Consider the following 18,463-nt stretch of genomic DNA (forward strand, 5'->3'; position numbering starts at 1 on the left):
TAATGTTTACGGTTTTAATTTCATTACATTAAATTCAGGGTCTGCTAATAATTTGGGGTCTAACACGGTATTGGATTGCATCCAGCGCTTTGCCAGTTTGACCAGTTTTGAGTCATTGATCGCAATCATGTTGATCAAACAGTTTTGCTCATCCAGATAAAGATAACTGCACTGATCTGCTGCGTTTTGACGTAGCACAATCTGCTTGGTTTTTTCAGGTTGGTAAGTCCCTAAAATCTGAATATTGTAGTGATACTGGTCTGACCATAACCAAGGAATATCCAGATATTCCGTATCCATACCTAACATCGACTTTGCAGCGGCAATGGCTTGATTTTGCGCATTGGCCCAAGACTGAATGCAATAGCCCAAACTTGGATGTATCGCCACATCACCTGCGGCATAAATGTCTTGGTCTGAAGTTTGTCCAAAACCATTGACGACAATGCCATCCTTAACGTCTAAACCCGCACTCACACCCAGCTCTTTGGCAATATCTGCACCCGCACCCACCACCACACAATCAAACAGTTCACTGGTATTTGGATGATTCACCACTTCAACTTGCTGTTGACCTGCTTCAATCAAATGCACATTTTTACTATTTAAATGGATCTGAGTACCTTGTTGTTGATGCATATTTTGCAAAAATTCAGACACATCAGGGCTAACACTACGTGCACAAAGTCGATCACCGTATTCAAAAACATGCACTTGTTTGCCTTGTTTCCGTGCCGTTGCTGCAATTTCCAAACCGATCCAACCACCACCAATTACTGCTAAATTTTGCGTATGTTGTAAGATTTCGGCTAAACGTTCACAGTCTTGTACATTCCGTAAAGTCACTACATTGGGAATAAACTGCCATGTATTGACTGGTACACGTGCTCGACTTCCAGTCGCAATCAATAATTTGTCATAAGGCAAAACTTGACCACTTTCTAAAACCACATGTTTTTGTTGGCGATCCACTTGTGTTGCCACAGCAGGCTTGTGCCACTCGATATTAAAATCTTGCATCTGTTCAGCAGAGAACAGATGCAAACTGTCATAACTGGCTTCTTTGGAGAGGACTTGTTTTGACAGGGGTGGGCGTTCGTAAAATACCCGTTCCTCATTGGATACCACATGAATTTCACCTAGAAATCCATGTTGACGGAGTGTGCTTACTGCCCAACCCGCAGCTTGTCCTGCGCCAACAATGACAATTCTTTGCATAGCTTAATCTCCCTGTTCCAACTGCTTATACAGGTTTGACTTGGCGACGAGTGTGGTCATCTAAACCACCTTCAACCGCCCACTCAGTAAAGAGTTCTAAACAATGTTCTTCAACACGTGGTTGCCATTCTTCCGTCAAATAATCATCATTGGTGTAGTATTCAAATGCACCACCCAAAGGTGAGTTGACATACCAAAAGTAAGCCGAAGAAATTGGATGACGACCTGGACCAATAAAAGTAGACCATTCAGAACGGTTCATGTTTAAGCCACCGCCAATCACTTCATGAATATCACGCACCACAAAGGCCACATGATTGAGTCCAGCAGGTTTATTGGGTACCGAAAGCAAGAACAAATCATGGTGATAGCCTTTGCCACGGCAACGTAAAAAAGCACCACGATTACGATAAGCATCCGATAAGAAGAAACCGATCTTTTCGATATAGAACGATTCTGTTTTTTCTAAATCAGGGGTAAAGAACACCACATGTCCAATCGCAACAGGTTGCCCTTTTTCATACACTGGACTGGCTGCATTGACACGAGTGATACTGCCGTATTGATTAATCCCTTCAGTTTTTAACGCAGGTAGTTCTTGGGTAAAACTGGCTTGAAAGCGAATGGTCATCCCATTTGGGTCTAAGCATTGCAGCATGTCAGCCGTGGCTTGATAACCATCTACATCTTTCAGGCGAGTCGCTAAATCAGCCAAATCCTGTGTTGCATCATCCAAGCCCCACGTCACTTCACGTAAGGTTGAACCTGACTCGATGGCCTGTGGTAGACGCGGATCATCACAATCAAATAAATAAATTTTACTGCCGTTCTGGGTTTGATAAAGATCCGTACCCTCAATATCTGATTGGCTTGGCTTTAAACCAAAATCTGCCAAAAATTTATTTGAAGCAGCCCGATCCTCAACGCCAAACTTTAAAATCTCGATCCCTGTAATCATGAAACAATTCCTTAATTAAAGACAAAACCACCATTTACGGGAATATTCTGTCCAGTCACAAATGAGGACAAATCCGAAAGTAAATAAAGTGCTGTTCCGTTCAGATCCTGTGGTAACTGCTGACGTTGAATCGCACGACCATTTACATATAAATCATGACGTTCTTGCGGTACATATTCTGTTGCTTCAACCAGTGTCAATCCTGGAGAAAGCGTATTGATACAGATATTAAATGGCCCTAACTCTCTGGCCATCGAACGGGTCATTGCCAGCAAAGCACCTTTACTTGCAACATAAGCCATCAAGTTAGGTGCGCCCCATAAAGCCGTATCCGATGCCACATTAATTACCTTGCCTGCATCAGACTGCTTGAGATATGGCACACATGCTTTGGTGACCAACCACGTCCCTTTGACATTGATGTTCATGACCCGATCCCATAGATCGGCGTCATAATCCATCAAGCTTTTACCACCCACATTGGTCGCAACTGCAGCGCAATTCACCAAACCATCTATTCCAGCTAAATGTTTAGCTGCTTGCTGAACAGCCTGTTGAATCGAATCAGCATCAGCCAAGTCAATCGTGACCGCAGTCACCAGTAAACCCTGTGCCTGCAATACTGCTGCTTCTTGTTGCACAAGATCTGTCAAGATATCCGCCATGACCACTTGAGCACCAGCTTCGGCAATGGCCTGTGCAAAGTCTCGTCCCAAGCCTCTTGCTGCGCCTGTAACAAAGACTTTCTTGCCCTGCAACAATGCGACATTAACCATGAACTTGTTCCTGCATTTCAATACGGTTTGAGCTATTCAAGCTCGCAATTTTCTTTAACTGCTTTTCCGCTTCTTTTTTCATTAAACGGCGTAAGCGCGATAAACCGACATCATGTTGATAGAGGAATTCATGTCGACGTGCATTTGGCGCAAGATTTTCTAAAATAATTCGATCTTGTTCCAAGACATCCCAATGCAGTTTTTCTAAATGATTGCGATAAAGAAAACGCCAGACATTACGTTGCCAACCACTGACTTTACGACAACGCCAGAAGAAAACACGGGTATTTTGAGCATCAATCGGTGTGGCATAACCCACAATCCAAAACTCACCGCCTGGACCAAAATCTTTACGATAAGGAATCGAAAGACGCAACCAACTTGCACCAGTATTGGCATATTCAACCCAGTCAAAATTGACCCCTGTTTGCCCTTCTTTTTCAAAGACAAAACCATTTTCAGTTGAGCGGTGTTTCATTTCTGCAGTACGCTCACCATCCGCCATTGAGTGCGAGGTACAATGCAAATAGGTGCCATGCATTGGATCCATCACATTATCAATCGCATATTGATGATTGACCTTCCAATCTGCTTGGCATAGGAATGAACTCCACTCCTCACTCGCCAATTGCTCAGGAAAATCAAGTGGTTTAGCGACTTCATTTGGATCAATGCCAAACCACAGGAAAATTGCACCATGTTGCTCAATCACTGGGTAGCTTTTCACACAAGTTGTGCCTTTCATTGGGCATTCATGTACTGCGGGTACATCTTCAACCTTGCCATCATGGCGAACTTCAACGCCGTGATACCAACATGCCACGCGATTACCTAAGTTCCAACCTAAAGAAAGACGCGCACCACGGTGCGGACAACGATCTTCTAAAGCATGCACCTGACCTTGGTCATCACGCCAAACCACGATATTTTCACCTAAACGGGTAATACCCACAGGATTGGCTGCGACTTCCCAACTTGCCAGTACAGGATGCCATTGATCACGTAAACCTAAATCTAAATACTCCTCAACACTCGGAGTCACTGTTACTGCTGCATTCATCACTGTTCTTCCTTGAATCAATAACCTAAACGTTGCATTTCTTCAGAAAATGTTTCAGAAGTCCAAAGTTCACCAGACTCGCAACGAAAACCTTGTTGATTTAACGATTGAACCAAATCAGTAAGTTCTGTTACGCCTGAAGAAAAGGCTTGAATTAAATGTTGAACAAAATCCTGCTCATAGACTGTTGGCACTTTATAGCGTGTTTGCCAAACCAGAAGTTCTGGCTGTCCCGGTATTTGAATATTGTTGATCCCTGCTTCGGTCGCTGGCGTGGCATGAATCCAGTTCGCTAGCTTCTCATTAAATGTTTTCATGAGATTCCATCCTTATAAATAAGACTTATAGTTGAATTTGAACGTCCTGCCCTTCAACACGTACGGGATAAGTACACAAATCACGACATCCCGGTCCACTCTTTAGCTCACCTGTTTGAATATCAAAAATTGCCTCATGTAATGGGCATTCCACGGTTTGATCTTCAATAAAGCCTTCTGTTAGCAACGCAAAGGCATGTGGGCAAACATTCTCGATCGCAAAATAATTGTCATCGATAAAAAAAACACCAATTTTCTTACCCTCGACTTCTATGGCTTTCGGCTCGTCTTCGGTAATGTCATCTTGCTGACAAACTGAGATCCAACTCATTTTTGCATCCTTATTTGTTTTATATATAAAACTTAATTTAGCATTTAAAACATAATGAATAGCATAAGCTTTGATCATTTTGCTTGTCAAATACTATATTTTTATGTTTTTCAATGAATTAATAAAAAGTTATAATTTTAGATGTTTCTTAATCAAAAAAATGTTTTATATATAAACATTGAGATTAGAAAAATTGATGATTACTATAGTGGTATTCCATGTGCAGGAATTGCAAAATAAACACAGGGCAACTTGGCAATGAACTTAATAAATGATGCTCTCTTGGAGCAAAATGCTGAACCCAATAATGATGAACGTTATTTAGTACCGGGTTTGGTGCGTGGCTTAGCCATTTTAAAATTATTTGATCAACAGCATCAGGAAATGACCATTTCTGAAATCGCAGAAAAATTAGATGTAAACCGTTCGAGTGCTTTTCGTTTAATCCACACTTTAGAGTTTTGTGGTTATTTAAGAAAAATGTCGCAAAAGACTTATGCGCTGAACAGCAACGTGATGGAACTTGGTTTTAACAGCTTATCCAAATCATCGCTGACTGATCTGGCTATCCCCATCATGCGTGAATTACGCGATAAAATTAAAATCGCTGTGCATCTTTCTATTTTAGAAGGCACCGATATTGTCTTTATCAGCAATGCCCAATCTATTGGTTCATTTACCAGTAATGTGCATATTGGTACACGTTGGCATGCCCATGCCACCGTAATTGGACAATTAATTTTATCTCGCCTTTCTGAGGTTGAAGTGATTAAACGCTATGAACATTTTACCGATTGGAAAGTCTATTCTGATCGTACACCACGTGATCTGGCGAGTTTATTAGAACGTTTAAATTATGTCCGCAGTCAGGATTTTATGATCAGTTGGGGGCACTTTAATACCGATATGGCTGCCAGTGCTGCACCTATTTATAGTCAGGCAACTCAAGAAATCGCTGCCGTATTATCTGTAAGCTGCCCACTCAGCACCTATACAGAAGATTTATTTAGAGGTGAAATTTCTCAAAATGTGGTTGAGTATGCCGATAAAATTTCAAAATTTATTTATTTTTAAGCATTGATAAATCTAATTACTTCAATTTGGGCATAGGGAAGACTAACCAAATTTTCTAGATATACACGCCAAATAAAAAGTCCTTCTGGTTTTTATTTGGCGATCATTATTATTTTATTTCTTTTCTTCTTTTTTTTGAGGGGGGGGCTTAAAATCTCAATGCTCACGCTATGTTTCTTAAAAGAATCGCTGCGCTTTTGACTAAACCTAAATGTTTAAAAGTCGCAAACATCGAGCTGCTTTATAATTCAATTTCTCTGCTGATGATGGCAGAAGCAATTGCTTGAGCAGTAGATTTTACTCCTAAGCGCTTTCTTATACTGCGTAAATGATTTTCAACAGTTCTCTCTGAAATTTTTAAAATGTCGGCAATCTCAAAATGCTTTTGACCCACTGCTGCCCATTTTAAAACTTCTTTTTCACGTTTGGTCAGTATTTTTTTATGCGCAATTCTATGCTTTTGTTTATGTAGAATTTCACCAAAAGCAATATTACAAACCATCTGTACTGTGAGTTTAAAATCAGCACCCATATCAGAAATTTCACCCGCAAATGAAATTGCCCCTTCTAAACCTGTTCGACCAAATACGGGCACTTGTATTCCATTGACCTCACCAAGATGTAGAAGGCTTTTGATAATCCGATAGGTTTCTTTTGCAGTTTTTTTATGCGAGCTCTTTGCCCAAAAAAAGGCTTCATCGTATTCAAAAATATGCTTGGTGATTGGGCAGCGGCGTAAATATACTTCACGCTCTTCGATATTGCTGCGATCAACCCAGTTACCATGCACAAAGAAAACTTCATCAATCCATTCATGTTGGTTTTGAGGTGAAACACTACATACAATAATCCGATCAAAATTTAGCTGAGCAGCAAATCCCACCAGAATTTTAAATAGACTTTCGAGGTCACGTGCTTGTCTCAATTGGTGAACAGTCTGAAATAATAAATCGGCCAGTTGATTGCTTGCAAGTCTCATAAAGCCGTCTTCTCACTAAACTGAACACTTAAAACTAAAATATTGGAGATCAGTAGCAGATCACCTCTAGATCTCCAATATTGAGATAAAAAATTGCGTCTAAATAGAAACAACGTCTTGATTGATGCTTATACCAATTCAGGATCAGCCAATAAGGTTTCAGCGGCTAACTTACCTAAATTATGCGATGCCAAAGGACTATCTCCAGTCAGAAGTTTTCGGTCTTTATGGACCTGCCCTGTAATACCTTTATTTAGGATTTTAACGCCTAATTTATCGAGATTTTCACCCACCAACCATTGTAATGGCCCAGGCATATAACCAATTTCAATATTTGCGCCTTTATCTAAAAAGTCAGGAAATACACAAATTTCATAATCTTTAAATATATAGTTTTCTGGTTTTTCATCGACGGCTGCGGCAAGTAAAGCTGCGGGTCCATGACACAGTGTAATCACATATTTATCGTTGTTTATCGCCCATTCTAAAACTTTTTTTACACTTTTACTTTCAGGAATTTTTGCGAGTACACCATGACCACCAGGAATGAAAACCCCTGCATATGGTGAGTTTCCAGCAATGATCTCGTCCAAAATATCATCAAGCTTTAACGGGTTTTTAAGTTTTTCAGCGTACTTTGCATAGGTATCTAAAACCACTTGGTCTTCATTCGGCATTGCCCACATTTCCAACTTGGCAGGGTTGCCTGAGAGCGTTGCAATATCAAACTCAAAGCCTGCATTGTCTAAATGAAATACCGGAAGTAACATTTCAACGGGATGATTTCCTGTAGAAAAGAATTTACCGTTCTGCATCAGGATATAGCGCTCATCCGTTGCAATCATCAGAATTTTTTTGTCGCCACGATATGGGTTGGGATAAGTCGTACCGTCATAATCTGTTTTCGATGCGGTGTACTGGCTTAAAGAATAAGGGGATGGAAAAAAAGCATTATCTTCAGCAGTATCTGGTGTAGGTATTTTACTTAGTTCAGTCATTTTTTACTCCAAGCGTTCTTATAGAGGATATATTCAACATGCACAGTATATTCTGCCCTAAAAAGATTTTTGAATGAGGGAAAACCCCTATTTCTACAATTTTAAAACATATGCTGAATTCAATTTTTATCAGGCTATCGCCACCAATAAACCCTGCTTTTATTAACAGTAAATATCTGATTTTTAATTAATTAGATTTTAATAAAGATTTATATTTTCTACGATCAATACTCACGCTCGATACAGAAATACAACGTGGCGATGAAATTGAATACTGTGAGAGATTTTGTAAATGTCGATTGTGTATTGGCTTTGAAACTCAAAATTCCGCTTAGAAAAAAATCAATGGCTTCAATGATGAAACTTAACCATGATCTTAGATTAAGTTTCACCTGATTAGATTAACCCATTATCCTTGTTCACCAACAATGACGAAGTTCATGAATTTAAAACAATAGGTCATCGTTAAATTATTTCCATTCCATCTCACCCGTCAACACTTTAGAGCTTAACTCCAAAGAACTTTCTTCGGCCAAGTTCGGGTATTTTTCTTTTAAAGCAGCAATCACTGATGCTGAATCTTTATGATCTTTTAAAACTTGATCAACATCCACAAGGTATTGATAAGTAAAGTCGATTGCTTGAGTTCCTGTTGGAATATCACCAATATAATGTCCAGGAATCACTGCACGTGGATTTAAACGATTCATTTGTTTTAGCGTTTTTCGCCACTCGTTACGTTCTTTTTCAGTTTGTGCATCTGCTGTCCACAGATGAATCCCTGAAGATAACCCTACACCACCTAGAATTGTACGATTGCTTGGAACCCAAAGATAAGATGCGTATTTACCCGGTGATTTGATCTCAATTTTTTCACCTTCTAGCACAATGGTTTTATCTTCACTGGCACTCGGTACAATCACTTGAGATGGCGCACCATTTTTTAAGATAGGTCCCCAATAAGCAAACTTGCCTTCTTTGGTTGCTTCAATATGTTTAACAACTTCTGGGGTTGCAATCACTTTTGCATCTGGAAACGCTTGTACCAGTGGCTCTAAACCAAAATAAAAATCTGGATCACCCGCTGTAATCACAATATATTTAAGGTTTTTACCGCTGTCTTGAATGATTTTAACCAAGTTCTTTGCATCGTTAACACTGAATTGCGCATCCACCAGCACTGCATCTTTTTCACCCGAAATAAGTGTAGATGTAACTGGAAAAATGCCTTGTGCTTGTGGGTTATAAACTTTATAGCTTAACTCTGCTGCAAATGCAGAAGCACTCAACATCACTGAACTTGCAAGAAGTGATTTTAAAAATAATTTCATATTGTTGGCTCTCTTTAGAATTAAATTAAGATTTAAGTAGTTGTTGCTCTAAAAAACGTACAAAATCCTCTGATTTATTATAAAAACCATGAAGCGGTATTTTGCCCATTTCACCATGTTGATTTTCATACACCAATGTTGGAAAACCTTGTCCTCGAACATGGGATAATAATTGGCGTGCATGTTGAATATATTCATCTTGTTGATCTTGATCGATCGCATCTAAATATTTTGACCATTGGTCATTATTCAGTCCTAACTCGACAGCAAATTGAGCCAGTACACTATATTGTGTGACATTTAGACCTTTTTGATAGTAGCCCAGTTGTATTAAATTTAATAACGATATCATCGCGCTATGCCCTAACCCCTGCTGAATACTCAGTAAAGCATGAGTTGCAGGGATAGAGTTCATGATCAGTGTGCTTTCTTTAAGCAAACCATTTTTATATTCATCACCAAAATCAACACCTGTGAGTTGATGGATTTGTTCATCATAGTGAATGATCTGTGTTCGCATTGCTGCTGTCATTTGTGGTTGATGATCTTCACTATAAAGTCCACCAAAATGTAGACGTTGTAGATTTGGAAATTTTTCTTCGACTGCATTAATTAAAGGCAGTGCACCATAACTCCAGCCGCAGATCGGGTCGATAATCCAGTGTAGAATTGGAGAAGCCATAAATTAACTCTCATCTATAAATATATGATTCAAAATATGTGAAAAGCCACACAGTTTTGCTGATATTTGTTATAGTAAATAATAAACTTACTTTTTGTAAGTACTTACTAAAAAGTAAGTGTTTTTTAGTCGTGGAAAGTTTATGAATACTGATGAATCTTGTTTAGCCGCAAATGTGTTGTCAAAGAATTGCCCCTCTCGGGTTAAGCTTATGCATTTAACCAATCGTTGGGGCGTTTTGGTCATGTTCTGTTTAAGAAGAGGGACTCACCGTTTTAGTGAGTTAAGACGTAGAATTGATGGCATCAGTGAAAAAATGTTGACTCAAACTTTACGTGATTTGGAAAATGATGGTTTTGTGATTCGTAAGGAATATCCAGTTATTCCGCCACATGTAGAATATTCTTTATCTGAAAATAAAGGAGTTGAAGTCGCTGAAAAAATTTATGATTTGGTTCAATGGATTGAACAAAATGAAAATTAACTTGGAATTGTTATAAGTTTCCATCCATTCTTTAGAGTGTGGCACTAATGATTTTAACGCAGAAGCTTTAAAAGACATTTGGTCCATACTGCCAATGAAATACTTATTTAAACCAAGGACATCAACCCATTGTGTAGAATTTGGTGCATATTGATATTTATTCAATCCACCAAACAATCCAATTGGATCTTTACTTACAAACCGTCCCACATAAGGCGAGTAATAACGATAACGGTATAGTGAAGCCCTATTTCTTGATCCTTGCGCTTCAGACAGAGCAATGCTCTGTCTTTGCTCATGCACCTTGGAAACGGATATTGTTTGAAATAATTTCTGAGTTTTCAAAGAAATTGGAATTAGCCTTTTCAGCTTTGCACTCACCCCACACCTTGTATTGCGGTTTCCAAATGATCAAACCTGAGTGGTCTGTCATTTCCTGTGGTGTACCCAAATGGTCACAATGGTAGAACCATACATCATCAAAGCCTTTGCTTTTCTTGGTGGTTTTCCATAGTGGGTCACGATGTACACTATACGGCTTGTCTGACCAATCAGGTGTTTGATGTAATTCTATAGGGCTTTGATAGACGGCTTGCAGCATCGGCACAAAACTATCTTTTTCGTAGATATAGTGTTTAGTGGCTTGTTCTGTTGACTCATAAGCTAATGTGTCACCATCCCATCCATAGATGATGTTGTGCTCATCACCTGTATGGTGGTGCTTACTACGTTTTTGTATTCTTCGTCCTAAAGCGTCATAGCGATATTCTGCTGTATATTGGCTGTTACGGCTTTTGATCATTCGACCATAAACATCCCACTCAAGATTTAAATCACCTTGCGTTGATTTTTGTCGAACCAATTGTCCGTATGCATCATATTGGTATTGTTGGTCGAGGTATTCTTTGACCACGTTATTGACTAGACGATTGTAACCATAGCCTTTTTCTTCTGCTGTTTGTTGATGGCTTAGCTCATGATTTTGCGCTTTGTCATCATTGTAGCGATCTATGATGTTACTGGCAGGGTCAAAGTTAAAGGTTTCTTTTCCTAATTTACTGGTGGCTTCAAATATACATCAAATGCCCGCTAATCGCTTAAACTGAATATCTGTAAGCTTTTGAATAAAAATATATTTCATTTTTAAATTATGCATCAATACTCAAACAATTTTGATTTAAAAACGATCAATCAATTGATCGTTTTTGATTTATAAAAAAGACCTCAGATTGATTAATATTCAAAATTTAAAAAATTTCCTCTAAAGTAGGCAAAATATTTTTTAACTCATTAATTTCACAAATAATATTATCCTGTAATAAAAAAGAGTCTTCTTTATCTTTGAACTCATATATATTTTTTTTCAACATATCAATTATTAATGCTATAGAGTTAGTATAATAAAATTCCCGTCCCATTTTTTTTTCCTTGTTCCTAGTCTCGATTCTAGAAGCTATTTCACTTCCATTGATTACCCGATTAAAACGCTTTTCTTCCATTACTTTATTATCATTAAGATCTTTCATTAAAATAGAAAGAATTTCTTTTCTTAAGTTAACATCTTCATTTACAATATATTTAATTTGATATAAATAACAAAGACTTGCCCATTGGATTGAGTTTTTACGATTAAAATCGCAAAACTCTATACTATCTAAAAATTCTCTGATCACAGAATAATTATCAAACTCTTGAACAAATAAGTTATAAACCAATCTAACAAGTTCTAAAGTTTTATCACTTTCTCTTATATCAAAATTATTTTCCAATGATTTAAAATATTCCTTTTGATAATCATACTTTAACAACTCATTTAAAATTTCTAACTTTATAGTCATATTACACCTCTATTTTACAAAGATTTTAACTTTATCGCCGGGTAAAACTCCCGCACCGGCGAGACCTAATTGAATTGATTTACCAGCACCTTTATTATCAGATGGCTTAATATATTTTACACTTGCACCTAATCCACCTTCTTTAAACATAGCCATTGGCCATTCATCTCGATCATATCCAGTTTTACAAGGATGGCCTTTCATAGCTAATCTTCGTCTTGCTGGAGCATTAATTGGATCCACAGTTACTATGGATGCATGCCCTCTAGCAATAGCTGATTTAATATGACCAGCAGTTTCAGGATAAACTTTACTATCTAGTGTTAAATAATAATCAAATGGTGAATTTACGGGTGCAGGCTTTACACTTACTCCTTTCAAACCTAATGGATCAACCCAGAAATTACTATTTGGTGCATATTGATATGTGTTCAATCCACCAAACAATCCAACTGGATCTTTACTTATATATCGTCCAACATTATACGAATAGTAGCGATATCGGTTGTAATGAAGACCTGTTTCTTGGTCGAAATACTGTCCTTGGAAACGGATGTTGTTGCTAATAATTTCAGAATTTTCGAAGAAATTAGATTTAACTTTCTCTACTTTACATTCGCCCCAAGCCTTATATTGCGCTTTCCAAATGATTGCACCTGTATGATCACTCATTTCCTGTGGTGTACCAAGGTGGTCACAATGGTAGAACCATACATCATCAAAACCTTTGCTCTGTTTCGTGTTCTTCCAAAGTGGATCACGATGGATACTATAAGTTTTATCTGTCCAGTCAGGTGTTTGATGAATATCTATCGATGTTGTATAAACAGCTTGTAGCATAGGAATGAAACTATTTTTTTCATAGATATAATGCTTAGTCGCGTCTTCAGTCGATTCATAGGCGAGGGTATCACCATCCCAGCCATAGAGAATATTTTGTTCTCCACTTGTATGGTGGTGTTTACTGCATTTTTGGATACGACGCCCTAAAGCATCATAACGATAATCCGCCGAATACTCTTGATTTCTTGTTCTTTGTAGCCGACCTAAAACATCCCATTCTAGATATAAATCACCTTTAGATGATTTTTGACGAATGAGCTGTCCATAAGCATCATATTGATACTGCTGGTCTAAATATTCTTTGACAACATTATTAACCAGACGATTATAACCATAGTTTGTATCGTCTATATTTTGGTTATGAGTCTGCAGTGACTTTTGAGTATTTTTAGGTTCAATAATATTACTTGCAGGATCGAAGTTAAAAGTTTCCTTACCCAACCTAGAATTTGCTTCCAACAAACGACCTACAGGATCGTATTTATAGTTTAAATTACCTCTACGGCTATCCTGAATTTGGATTAGCTCACCAGATTTATCATATTGATAAAGCCGTTGAATAAGCTGTTGAGTCTCATGAATTGCATTATTTTGTTTTGTTGGAGAGTCGTAGCCCGATTTATGTCCATTAACGATGCTTTGTTGCATCAATCGTCCTAAATCATTGTACTTTTGTTCTTGGCTTATCCCATTGGCATAATGGCGCATAGTTTCACGATGTAAATCATCTCGTTCAAAGCTTAAAACATCTTGCCCATTAAGAATTAAACCTAAAACGTGACCTGTACCATAAGTAAGCCAATCAATATTTTGTCCATCAGGTCGTATGGTTTTGATTCGATCATTGATTTCATCGTAGCTGTGTTTCCATACTGCTGTTGTTTTCAGCTTTAAATCACTCTGATGTTCTCGACTTAGGTTTCCAACAGCATCATAGAACCATTGATTATGCATTTCTGAGTTTTTAGCATCAATCAATTTACCACTGGCATCATAAGCAAACTCTTCCGTTTGAATATGGTTAAGTTCTTTGCCACAACCATAACCTACTGTCCGTTGTTCGAGTTGCCCAAGACTATTAAAAATAAAATGCTGAACTCGATCTTGTGGTGAGAGTTGATCTTGTAATTTTTGTCCATATGCAGAAGCAACCTCAATACTGGTGGCTAATCGCCCTGAATCTTGGTTATATTCATATTTGATTTCATTTCCATCAAAATCAATTTCTTTGGTTAATCGCCCCACAACATCATAGAAAAACTCATAGACTGCACCATTTTCATTGATCAACCTTTTTAATCGGCTGAGCTTATCCCATTGATATTGAAGCTTATGATTTAAGGCATCTGTACGAGTATGAATTAATCCCGAAGCGGTATAGGTATATTTTGTAATTTGCTTATTTGCATCAATATGTGCCAATAAGCGACCTTCGGCATCGTGAATGAAATGAACTTCCGTGCCATCGGCATATTTTATTTTTTCCAACTCACCAGCAGCATTGAGTGGAAGTCCTTTAAGAACTGGCTCTCTTAGCTCTCGGGTGAATGATGTATAATAATATTCAATTTTTTGATTCAGTGCATTTTCAACTACAGACAAGCGTCCAAACTCATCATAAGACCATTTTGTAGTTTTCCCTGAACAATCTATATATTCAACAAGATTTCCACTTTCATCATATTGCAGAGATTTTGTACCACCTTTGGTATCCTTAATTGAAACGGGTAATCCAGTGGCATTGTATTGATATGATGTAGCATGTTTCAGCGGATTGATTGTTTTAATTAGATTATTATTTTGATCATATTCATTAACCCACAAGTACCCAAATGAATCACGAACAAAAATTAGATTAGAATTTTCATCATATTGGTAATACGTCCAATTACTCTCTTGATCACAATATTCAACTAAATTGGAATGTTGATCGTATTTAAACTTTTCAGAGCTTCCATCAGGATACATGTGTTGGATAATTCGATCAGCTTTGTCTCGAATCCATATTTCACTTGATCCATCAGGATAAATCACTTTATCTGTATAACCGTTACTGTTGTAATAATATTCAGTCGTATTCCCTAAACCATCTTTGACATAAGTAGTTCGAATTGAATCATCCCAAGCAAAAAAGAATTCATTACTTCCGTCATCCATCCATTCATGAATGACTTTATCACTGTCATCAATCATTGCCCACTCAAAATTCATCGCTACACCTGTTAAATCTGTGTAGCGTGTAATTAAATGATTTTTATATTGATAATTATAGCTGTATTGATTTTCAGTCGTCGCTTGAATGAGGTCATCATTTTCATCATATCGGTATGATGCGAGTAGACGGCTAATGCTATTGTTTTCAATCAGCCAAATTTTATGAATTTTCTTTTCATTATATTCAAAACCTAGCTGTCCGAGCTGAGCACCATCTGACTTGATAACAACATCTGTCAAATTCTCATTCTGGTCATAAATAAATCCAAGCGTATTTACTTTTTGATAAAGAATATAATCAATTTTATATGTTTTTTTAAGTTTTTTATAGACTTCCTTCGAACCATCTTTAAAAGCAATTTGTATCGAATCTTTTTCTAAAAGGGCTATTTCAATGTCATTTTCAGGAATAAAATATTTTTTACCTTTAACCAATCGGGGTAACTCAATTTTATTGCCAACACTATCAAAATAATAAATTTTACCTTTTTCTTCTAGAAGCTCTTTATTGAAATAAGACTGCCATTTAACGCCTAAAGTACTTTTAATATTTTTAGAACCCGAGATATACGTCCTATAACCAAGTAATGGAGCATATTTCAAATGAAAGTCATAGTGAGTAAAGATTTCTTCACCAGTTGAATATTGGACACTTCGTTTTGAAGCTGCTTTTTGAGTAGACTTATTTGGTGAACAAGGGTCTTCTTTTCCTTTTGTCTTGCCTTGTAATCTTTTTCTGATTGCCGCAATTCGATCTTTCAATTTTTTTAGGACTTTTTGGCCAGTTTTGGTTTTAGATAATGCCCCTAAAGCTAAAGAATTCAACATAAATAAAAAATAATACACACCTGATGTTTCTGCATCAGTATCACCAACACTACCGAAGGCTTTATCTACAAATGACTTTGCAGCATTTTGTATTGTTCTTAAAATACTTTTAACAGAATTCCATATATTTTCTGCAGCAGAAATAATCATATTTGCTGATTGAATTTGTTGACCTGTTTTTGCGCTTGTCACACCACGAAGATTTAAAACTAAATAATCTGCAAAATTTTTAAAGTGTTCAGCTTTAGTTGGAAAAACGAAATCATATTGACTCGCTTTATTAAGCTGACTAACAGCATCGGTATAAAACCTATTCGGATCTAATTTATTTTTCTTAAATTGGTCATCGACTGTTTTAATAAAAGCATCTATTGATTCTTTAATTTTTGTTTGAATATCACTTTTGATTTTATCAATATTATTAAGTAGATACTCTGTCGCATCAAAAAACTGTCCAGCAACCCGCTCATGTAAAACCATTTGCAACTGCTGAATCAAAGCATCTTTGAATGCTAATTTCCCACCTGATTTCCGAATTGCACTCCTTACCATATGCATCCCATATTTCATTGGTGGCCCTACAACCTTGGTTGCAGGAAATGGAATTAATGGAATAATATCAATAACTAAATAAATCCAATTTTCAACTTTTGTATGATCATTGATCAGTGCTTTTGTATCTTCAATAATGTCATAAGCCGAAAACATAATATCAGAGGCTAGACTAAAAGGAGGAGTGTTCAAAAGCACACTTTGAACATCATTTAATGTTACTACACCATGTGTAGCAGCTTTAATCCATATATCAGCCGTCTGTTGTGACTCAGCGAGTGCCTTTTTAAATTCATTACTTTTTTCATCAATAAATAAAACTGTATCACTCATGAAAAACACCCATTTTTAGATAATTCTGCAAAACTTTTATTTGTACTTTTTTTAGAAGTGGCTACATCACTTAACGCTTTAGTTATTTCATTTTTCGGTAATTTACTTGTAATGAAATCTTTAACAATGTTTCCTAAACTAGCACTATCAGGAAGAATGGATGCGTAGTTTTCTCTTTTAAAATCACTCGCTTCATCTAAAGGACTTCTTTCATCTGGCCAAAGTGTGACTTTCTTTACACCTGGAGCAAGTCCTTGTAGTAATACGTGACCTTGTTTATTTAATTGACCTTTGAATACCTTCCCTAAAGTATCAACAACTTCATATTTTCCATTTTCTACAAAATTGCCATGTACATATTCATGAAAAATTTCAAATGTACCTTCTTTCATATTCAACTTAGGAAGCTTTGGTAGATTAGCATTTGCACTGTTTGCACCCTGAAACACATGCTGCCCAGCATTCACCTCAAACTTCCCACCTGTTTTTGGGAAAATTCCTGAATTATTCAGTGCAATTTGCGATGAGCCACCAGTAATCACAACCTCTTTAGGACTACTAATCACAACTTTGTCATCGGTAGATGAAATGTTAATCCCCAGCTTGGCAAATACATCTAAAGCATCTGACTGTGCCTGAATTTCAACTTTACTCTGCGCTGCAATAGCTTTAATGCCACCTTGTGCAGCAAATAAACTGAGTTTGTTTTGCGCGTGTGCAATCAAATTCTTTTGCGTACTCAAGTTGATGCTATCGCCTGCAATTTGATTGATCTGCGAATCTGCGGAGATATGAATATCTTCCGGGGTACTTAAGGCAATCCCATCTTGTGAGCTTAATAAAAGCAAGGCTTTATTGAATTTTGCAATTTTTTGCTCGAGCTGTTCTGTAAATTCTTTTAGTTGCTCAATCGATTCAATTTCATCAGTCTTTTGGTTTTTGGCAATATCACTTAAGGCTTTACTGTTGGTCTGACTGCCTTCTAACTGTTTCTTGGCAATTTCAGCATCAAGGTGATCACCTTTGGCTTGGTCTTGTTTATAGGTTGAAAGTAGTAAGCCTTGCCCTGCCCGAACGGCTCCCCATTGGTCAGTTCTCAGCTCGAAGCCTTCACCTCGTCCTTCGCTGGTGTCTGTCTCTTTGGGATGACTTAAATTACCGAGGTTGAGTTGACTCGCCCCATGACTGCTCTGTAACTGACTGCTGAGTTGACCTGTGGTATCGTCAAACCTCAGTTGATTGTAGCCACTGCCTTGATACTCTCGACTTTTTATTCCTGCCAGCTTCTTGGTGTCAGGAAGTTTACCTTTGTCATCAAACTTGCTTGGATGACGTTGCGCTTCATGGATACGCCCAACCACAAATGGACGGTCAATGTTGCCATCAAAGAAATCAATAACAACGATCTCACCGATTCTCGGTAAGAATCGCGCCCCATAGCCTTCACCTGCCCATGGAGTTAGGACATCAACCCAAGCTGAATCTGTATCGTTATCATTGGAACCAGCACCGCCATCATGGGTGTTGTCTTCATTACGGCTAAACAGGAAGCGAACTTTAATACGCCCCCATTCATCGACATGGATTTCTTCTCCGCTTGGCCCCACCACTTTGGCCCGTTGTGGTGATGCAATAGGTCGGTGTTGT

15 protein-coding genes and 1 pseudogene are annotated in these 18,463 nt (G+C 37.6%); 2 read left to right on the forward strand and 14 right to left on the reverse strand.

Features of this window, described 5'->3' with window-relative positions; genetic code table 11:
• Positions 1-6 precede the first annotated feature (6 nt).
• The 6 genes from M2R48_RS15905 to M2R48_RS15930 are packed head-to-tail and all read right to left on the reverse strand — an operon-like array spanning position 7 to position 4,660.
• Complete coding sequence (locus tag M2R48_RS15905; RefSeq protein ID WP_262086702.1) at positions 7-1,218, reverse strand: NAD(P)/FAD-dependent oxidoreductase; 1,212 nt, start codon at positions 1,216-1,218, stop codon at positions 7-9.
• 25 nt (positions 1,219-1,243) lie between these two features.
• Entirely contained in the window at positions 1,244-2,176 is a 933-nt protein-coding gene (locus tag M2R48_RS15910; RefSeq protein ID WP_262086703.1) for a VOC family protein, read from the reverse strand.
• An 11-nt stretch (positions 2,177-2,187) separates the two neighbouring features.
• Positions 2,188-2,952, reverse strand: coding sequence for an SDR family oxidoreductase (locus M2R48_RS15915; protein WP_262086704.1), 765 nt, complete (start codon positions 2,950-2,952; stop codon positions 2,188-2,190).
• Positions 2,945-4,012, reverse strand: a complete 1,068-nt coding sequence (locus M2R48_RS15920; protein WP_262086705.1) for an aromatic ring-hydroxylating oxygenase subunit alpha — start codon at positions 4,010-4,012, stop codon at positions 2,945-2,947. The genes M2R48_RS15915 and M2R48_RS15920 overlap by 8 nt, the downstream gene beginning before the upstream one ends.
• A gap of 17 nt (positions 4,013-4,029) precedes the next feature.
• The gene (locus tag M2R48_RS15925; protein ID WP_004823462.1) at positions 4,030-4,329 is read right to left on the reverse strand and encodes a recombinase-like helix-turn-helix domain-containing protein; all 300 of its coding nucleotides are present in this window, start codon (positions 4,327-4,329) and stop codon (positions 4,030-4,032) included.
• Between the two features lie 25 nt (positions 4,330-4,354).
• Positions 4,355-4,660, reverse strand: a complete 306-nt coding sequence (locus tag M2R48_RS15930) for a non-heme iron oxygenase ferredoxin subunit (protein ID WP_034615827.1) — start codon at positions 4,658-4,660, stop codon at positions 4,355-4,357.
• A 258-nt stretch (positions 4,661-4,918) separates the two neighbouring features.
• On the opposite strand from M2R48_RS15930, the gene M2R48_RS15935 reads away from it, so the two are divergent.
• Complete coding sequence (locus M2R48_RS15935; RefSeq protein ID WP_262086706.1) at positions 4,919-5,734, forward strand: IclR family transcriptional regulator; 816 nt, start codon at positions 4,919-4,921, stop codon at positions 5,732-5,734.
• 241 nt (positions 5,735-5,975) lie between these two features.
• Here M2R48_RS15935 and M2R48_RS15940 read toward each other — a convergent pair whose 3' ends face one another.
• The 4 genes from M2R48_RS15940 to M2R48_RS15955 form a co-directional block, all read right to left on the reverse strand.
• On the reverse strand, positions 5,976-6,713 hold the full coding sequence (locus M2R48_RS15940; protein WP_262086707.1) for a PA1136 family autoinducer-binding transcriptional regulator: 738 nt from the start codon (positions 6,711-6,713) through the stop codon (positions 5,976-5,978).
• Positions 6,714-6,841: 128 nt separating this feature from the next.
• Entirely contained in the window at positions 6,842-7,711 is an 870-nt protein-coding gene (gene hchA, locus M2R48_RS15945) for a glyoxalase III HchA (protein WP_262086708.1), read from the reverse strand.
• Positions 7,712-8,181: 470 nt separating this feature from the next.
• Positions 8,182-9,042: a Vmh family MBL fold metallo-hydrolase gene (locus M2R48_RS15950; RefSeq protein WP_166781974.1), complete on the reverse strand. Its 861-nt coding sequence runs from the start codon at positions 9,040-9,042 to the stop codon at positions 8,182-8,184.
• A 25-nt stretch (positions 9,043-9,067) separates the two neighbouring features.
• Positions 9,068-9,724: a DsbA family protein gene (locus M2R48_RS15955; protein ID WP_262086709.1), complete on the reverse strand. Its 657-nt coding sequence runs from the start codon at positions 9,722-9,724 to the stop codon at positions 9,068-9,070.
• A gap of 142 nt (positions 9,725-9,866) precedes the next feature.
• Here M2R48_RS15955 and M2R48_RS15960 point away from each other — a divergent pair, with 142 nt between their 5' ends.
• Positions 9,867-10,208 (forward strand): winged helix-turn-helix transcriptional regulator, encoded by a 342-nt coding sequence (locus M2R48_RS15960; RefSeq protein ID WP_105713494.1) that lies wholly within the window; start codon positions 9,867-9,869, stop codon positions 10,206-10,208.
• 102 nt (positions 10,209-10,310) lie between these two features.
• Here the strand turns inward: M2R48_RS15960 and M2R48_RS15965 are convergent.
• The 4 genes and pseudogenes from M2R48_RS15965 to M2R48_RS15980 form a co-directional block, all read right to left on the reverse strand.
• A pseudogene (locus M2R48_RS15965) lies at positions 10,311-11,283 on the reverse strand (RHS repeat domain-containing protein); the annotation flags it as partial.
• Between the two features lie 172 nt (positions 11,284-11,455).
• Positions 11,456-12,046, reverse strand: coding sequence for a hypothetical protein (locus M2R48_RS15970; protein WP_262086710.1), 591 nt, complete (start codon positions 12,044-12,046; stop codon positions 11,456-11,458).
• A 9-nt stretch (positions 12,047-12,055) separates the two neighbouring features.
• Positions 12,056-16,816, reverse strand: coding sequence for an RHS repeat-associated core domain-containing protein (locus M2R48_RS15975; protein ID WP_262086711.1), 4,761 nt, complete (start codon positions 16,814-16,816; stop codon positions 12,056-12,058).
• Positions 16,813-18,463 (reverse strand): DUF2345 domain-containing protein (locus M2R48_RS15980; RefSeq protein WP_262086712.1); only part of this gene is annotated, 1,651 nt, incomplete at its 5' end. The genes M2R48_RS15980 and M2R48_RS15975, both read right to left, overlap by 4 nt.

This window comes from Acinetobacter sp. I-MWF, from assembly GCF_025433935.1.
In the GTDB taxonomy this organism is placed as follows: Bacteria; Pseudomonadota; Gammaproteobacteria; order Pseudomonadales; family Moraxellaceae; genus Acinetobacter; species Acinetobacter guillouiae.

What these genes read in the sequence shown, in the direction of transcription:
- M2R48_RS15910 (WP_262086703.1), bottom strand. Translation starts at nt 2,176, where the DNA reads ATGATTACAGGGATCGAGATTTTAAAGTTTGGCGTTGAGGATCGGGCT.
- M2R48_RS15925 (WP_004823462.1), bottom strand. Translation starts at nt 4,329, where the DNA reads ATGAAAACATTTAATGAGAAGCTAGCGAACTGGATTCATGCCACGCCA.
- M2R48_RS15940 (WP_262086707.1), bottom strand. Translation starts at nt 6,713, where the DNA reads ATGAGACTTGCAAGCAATCAACTGGCCGATTTATTATTTCAGACTGTT.
- M2R48_RS15920 (WP_262086705.1), bottom strand. Translation starts at nt 4,012, where the DNA reads ATGAATGCAGCAGTAACAGTGACTCCGAGTGTTGAGGAGTATTTAGAT.
- M2R48_RS15970 (WP_262086710.1), bottom strand. Translation starts at nt 12,046, where the DNA reads ATGACTATAAAGTTAGAAATTTTAAATGAGTTGTTAAAGTATGATTAT.
- M2R48_RS15975 (WP_262086711.1), bottom strand. Translation starts at nt 16,816, where the DNA reads ATGAGTGATACAGTTTTATTTATTGATGAAAAAAGTAATGAATTTAAA.
- M2R48_RS15935 (WP_262086706.1), top strand. Translation starts at nt 4,919, where the DNA reads ATGAACTTAATAAATGATGCTCTCTTGGAGCAAAATGCTGAACCCAAT.
- M2R48_RS15905 (WP_262086702.1), bottom strand. Translation starts at nt 1,218, where the DNA reads ATGCAAAGAATTGTCATTGTTGGCGCAGGACAAGCTGCGGGTTGGGCA.
- M2R48_RS15915 (WP_262086704.1), bottom strand. Translation starts at nt 2,952, where the DNA reads ATGGTTAATGTCGCATTGTTGCAGGGCAAGAAAGTCTTTGTTACAGGC.
- M2R48_RS15930 (WP_034615827.1), bottom strand. Translation starts at nt 4,660, where the DNA reads ATGAGTTGGATCTCAGTTTGTCAGCAAGATGACATTACCGAAGACGAG.
- M2R48_RS15960 (WP_105713494.1), top strand. Translation starts at nt 9,867, where the DNA reads ATGAATACTGATGAATCTTGTTTAGCCGCAAATGTGTTGTCAAAGAAT.
- hchA (WP_262086708.1), bottom strand. Translation starts at nt 7,711, where the DNA reads ATGACTGAACTAAGTAAAATACCTACACCAGATACTGCTGAAGATAAT.
- M2R48_RS15950 (WP_166781974.1), bottom strand. Translation starts at nt 9,042, where the DNA reads ATGAAATTATTTTTAAAATCACTTCTTGCAAGTTCAGTGATGTTGAGT.
- M2R48_RS15955 (WP_262086709.1), bottom strand. Translation starts at nt 9,724, where the DNA reads ATGGCTTCTCCAATTCTACACTGGATTATCGACCCGATCTGCGGCTGG.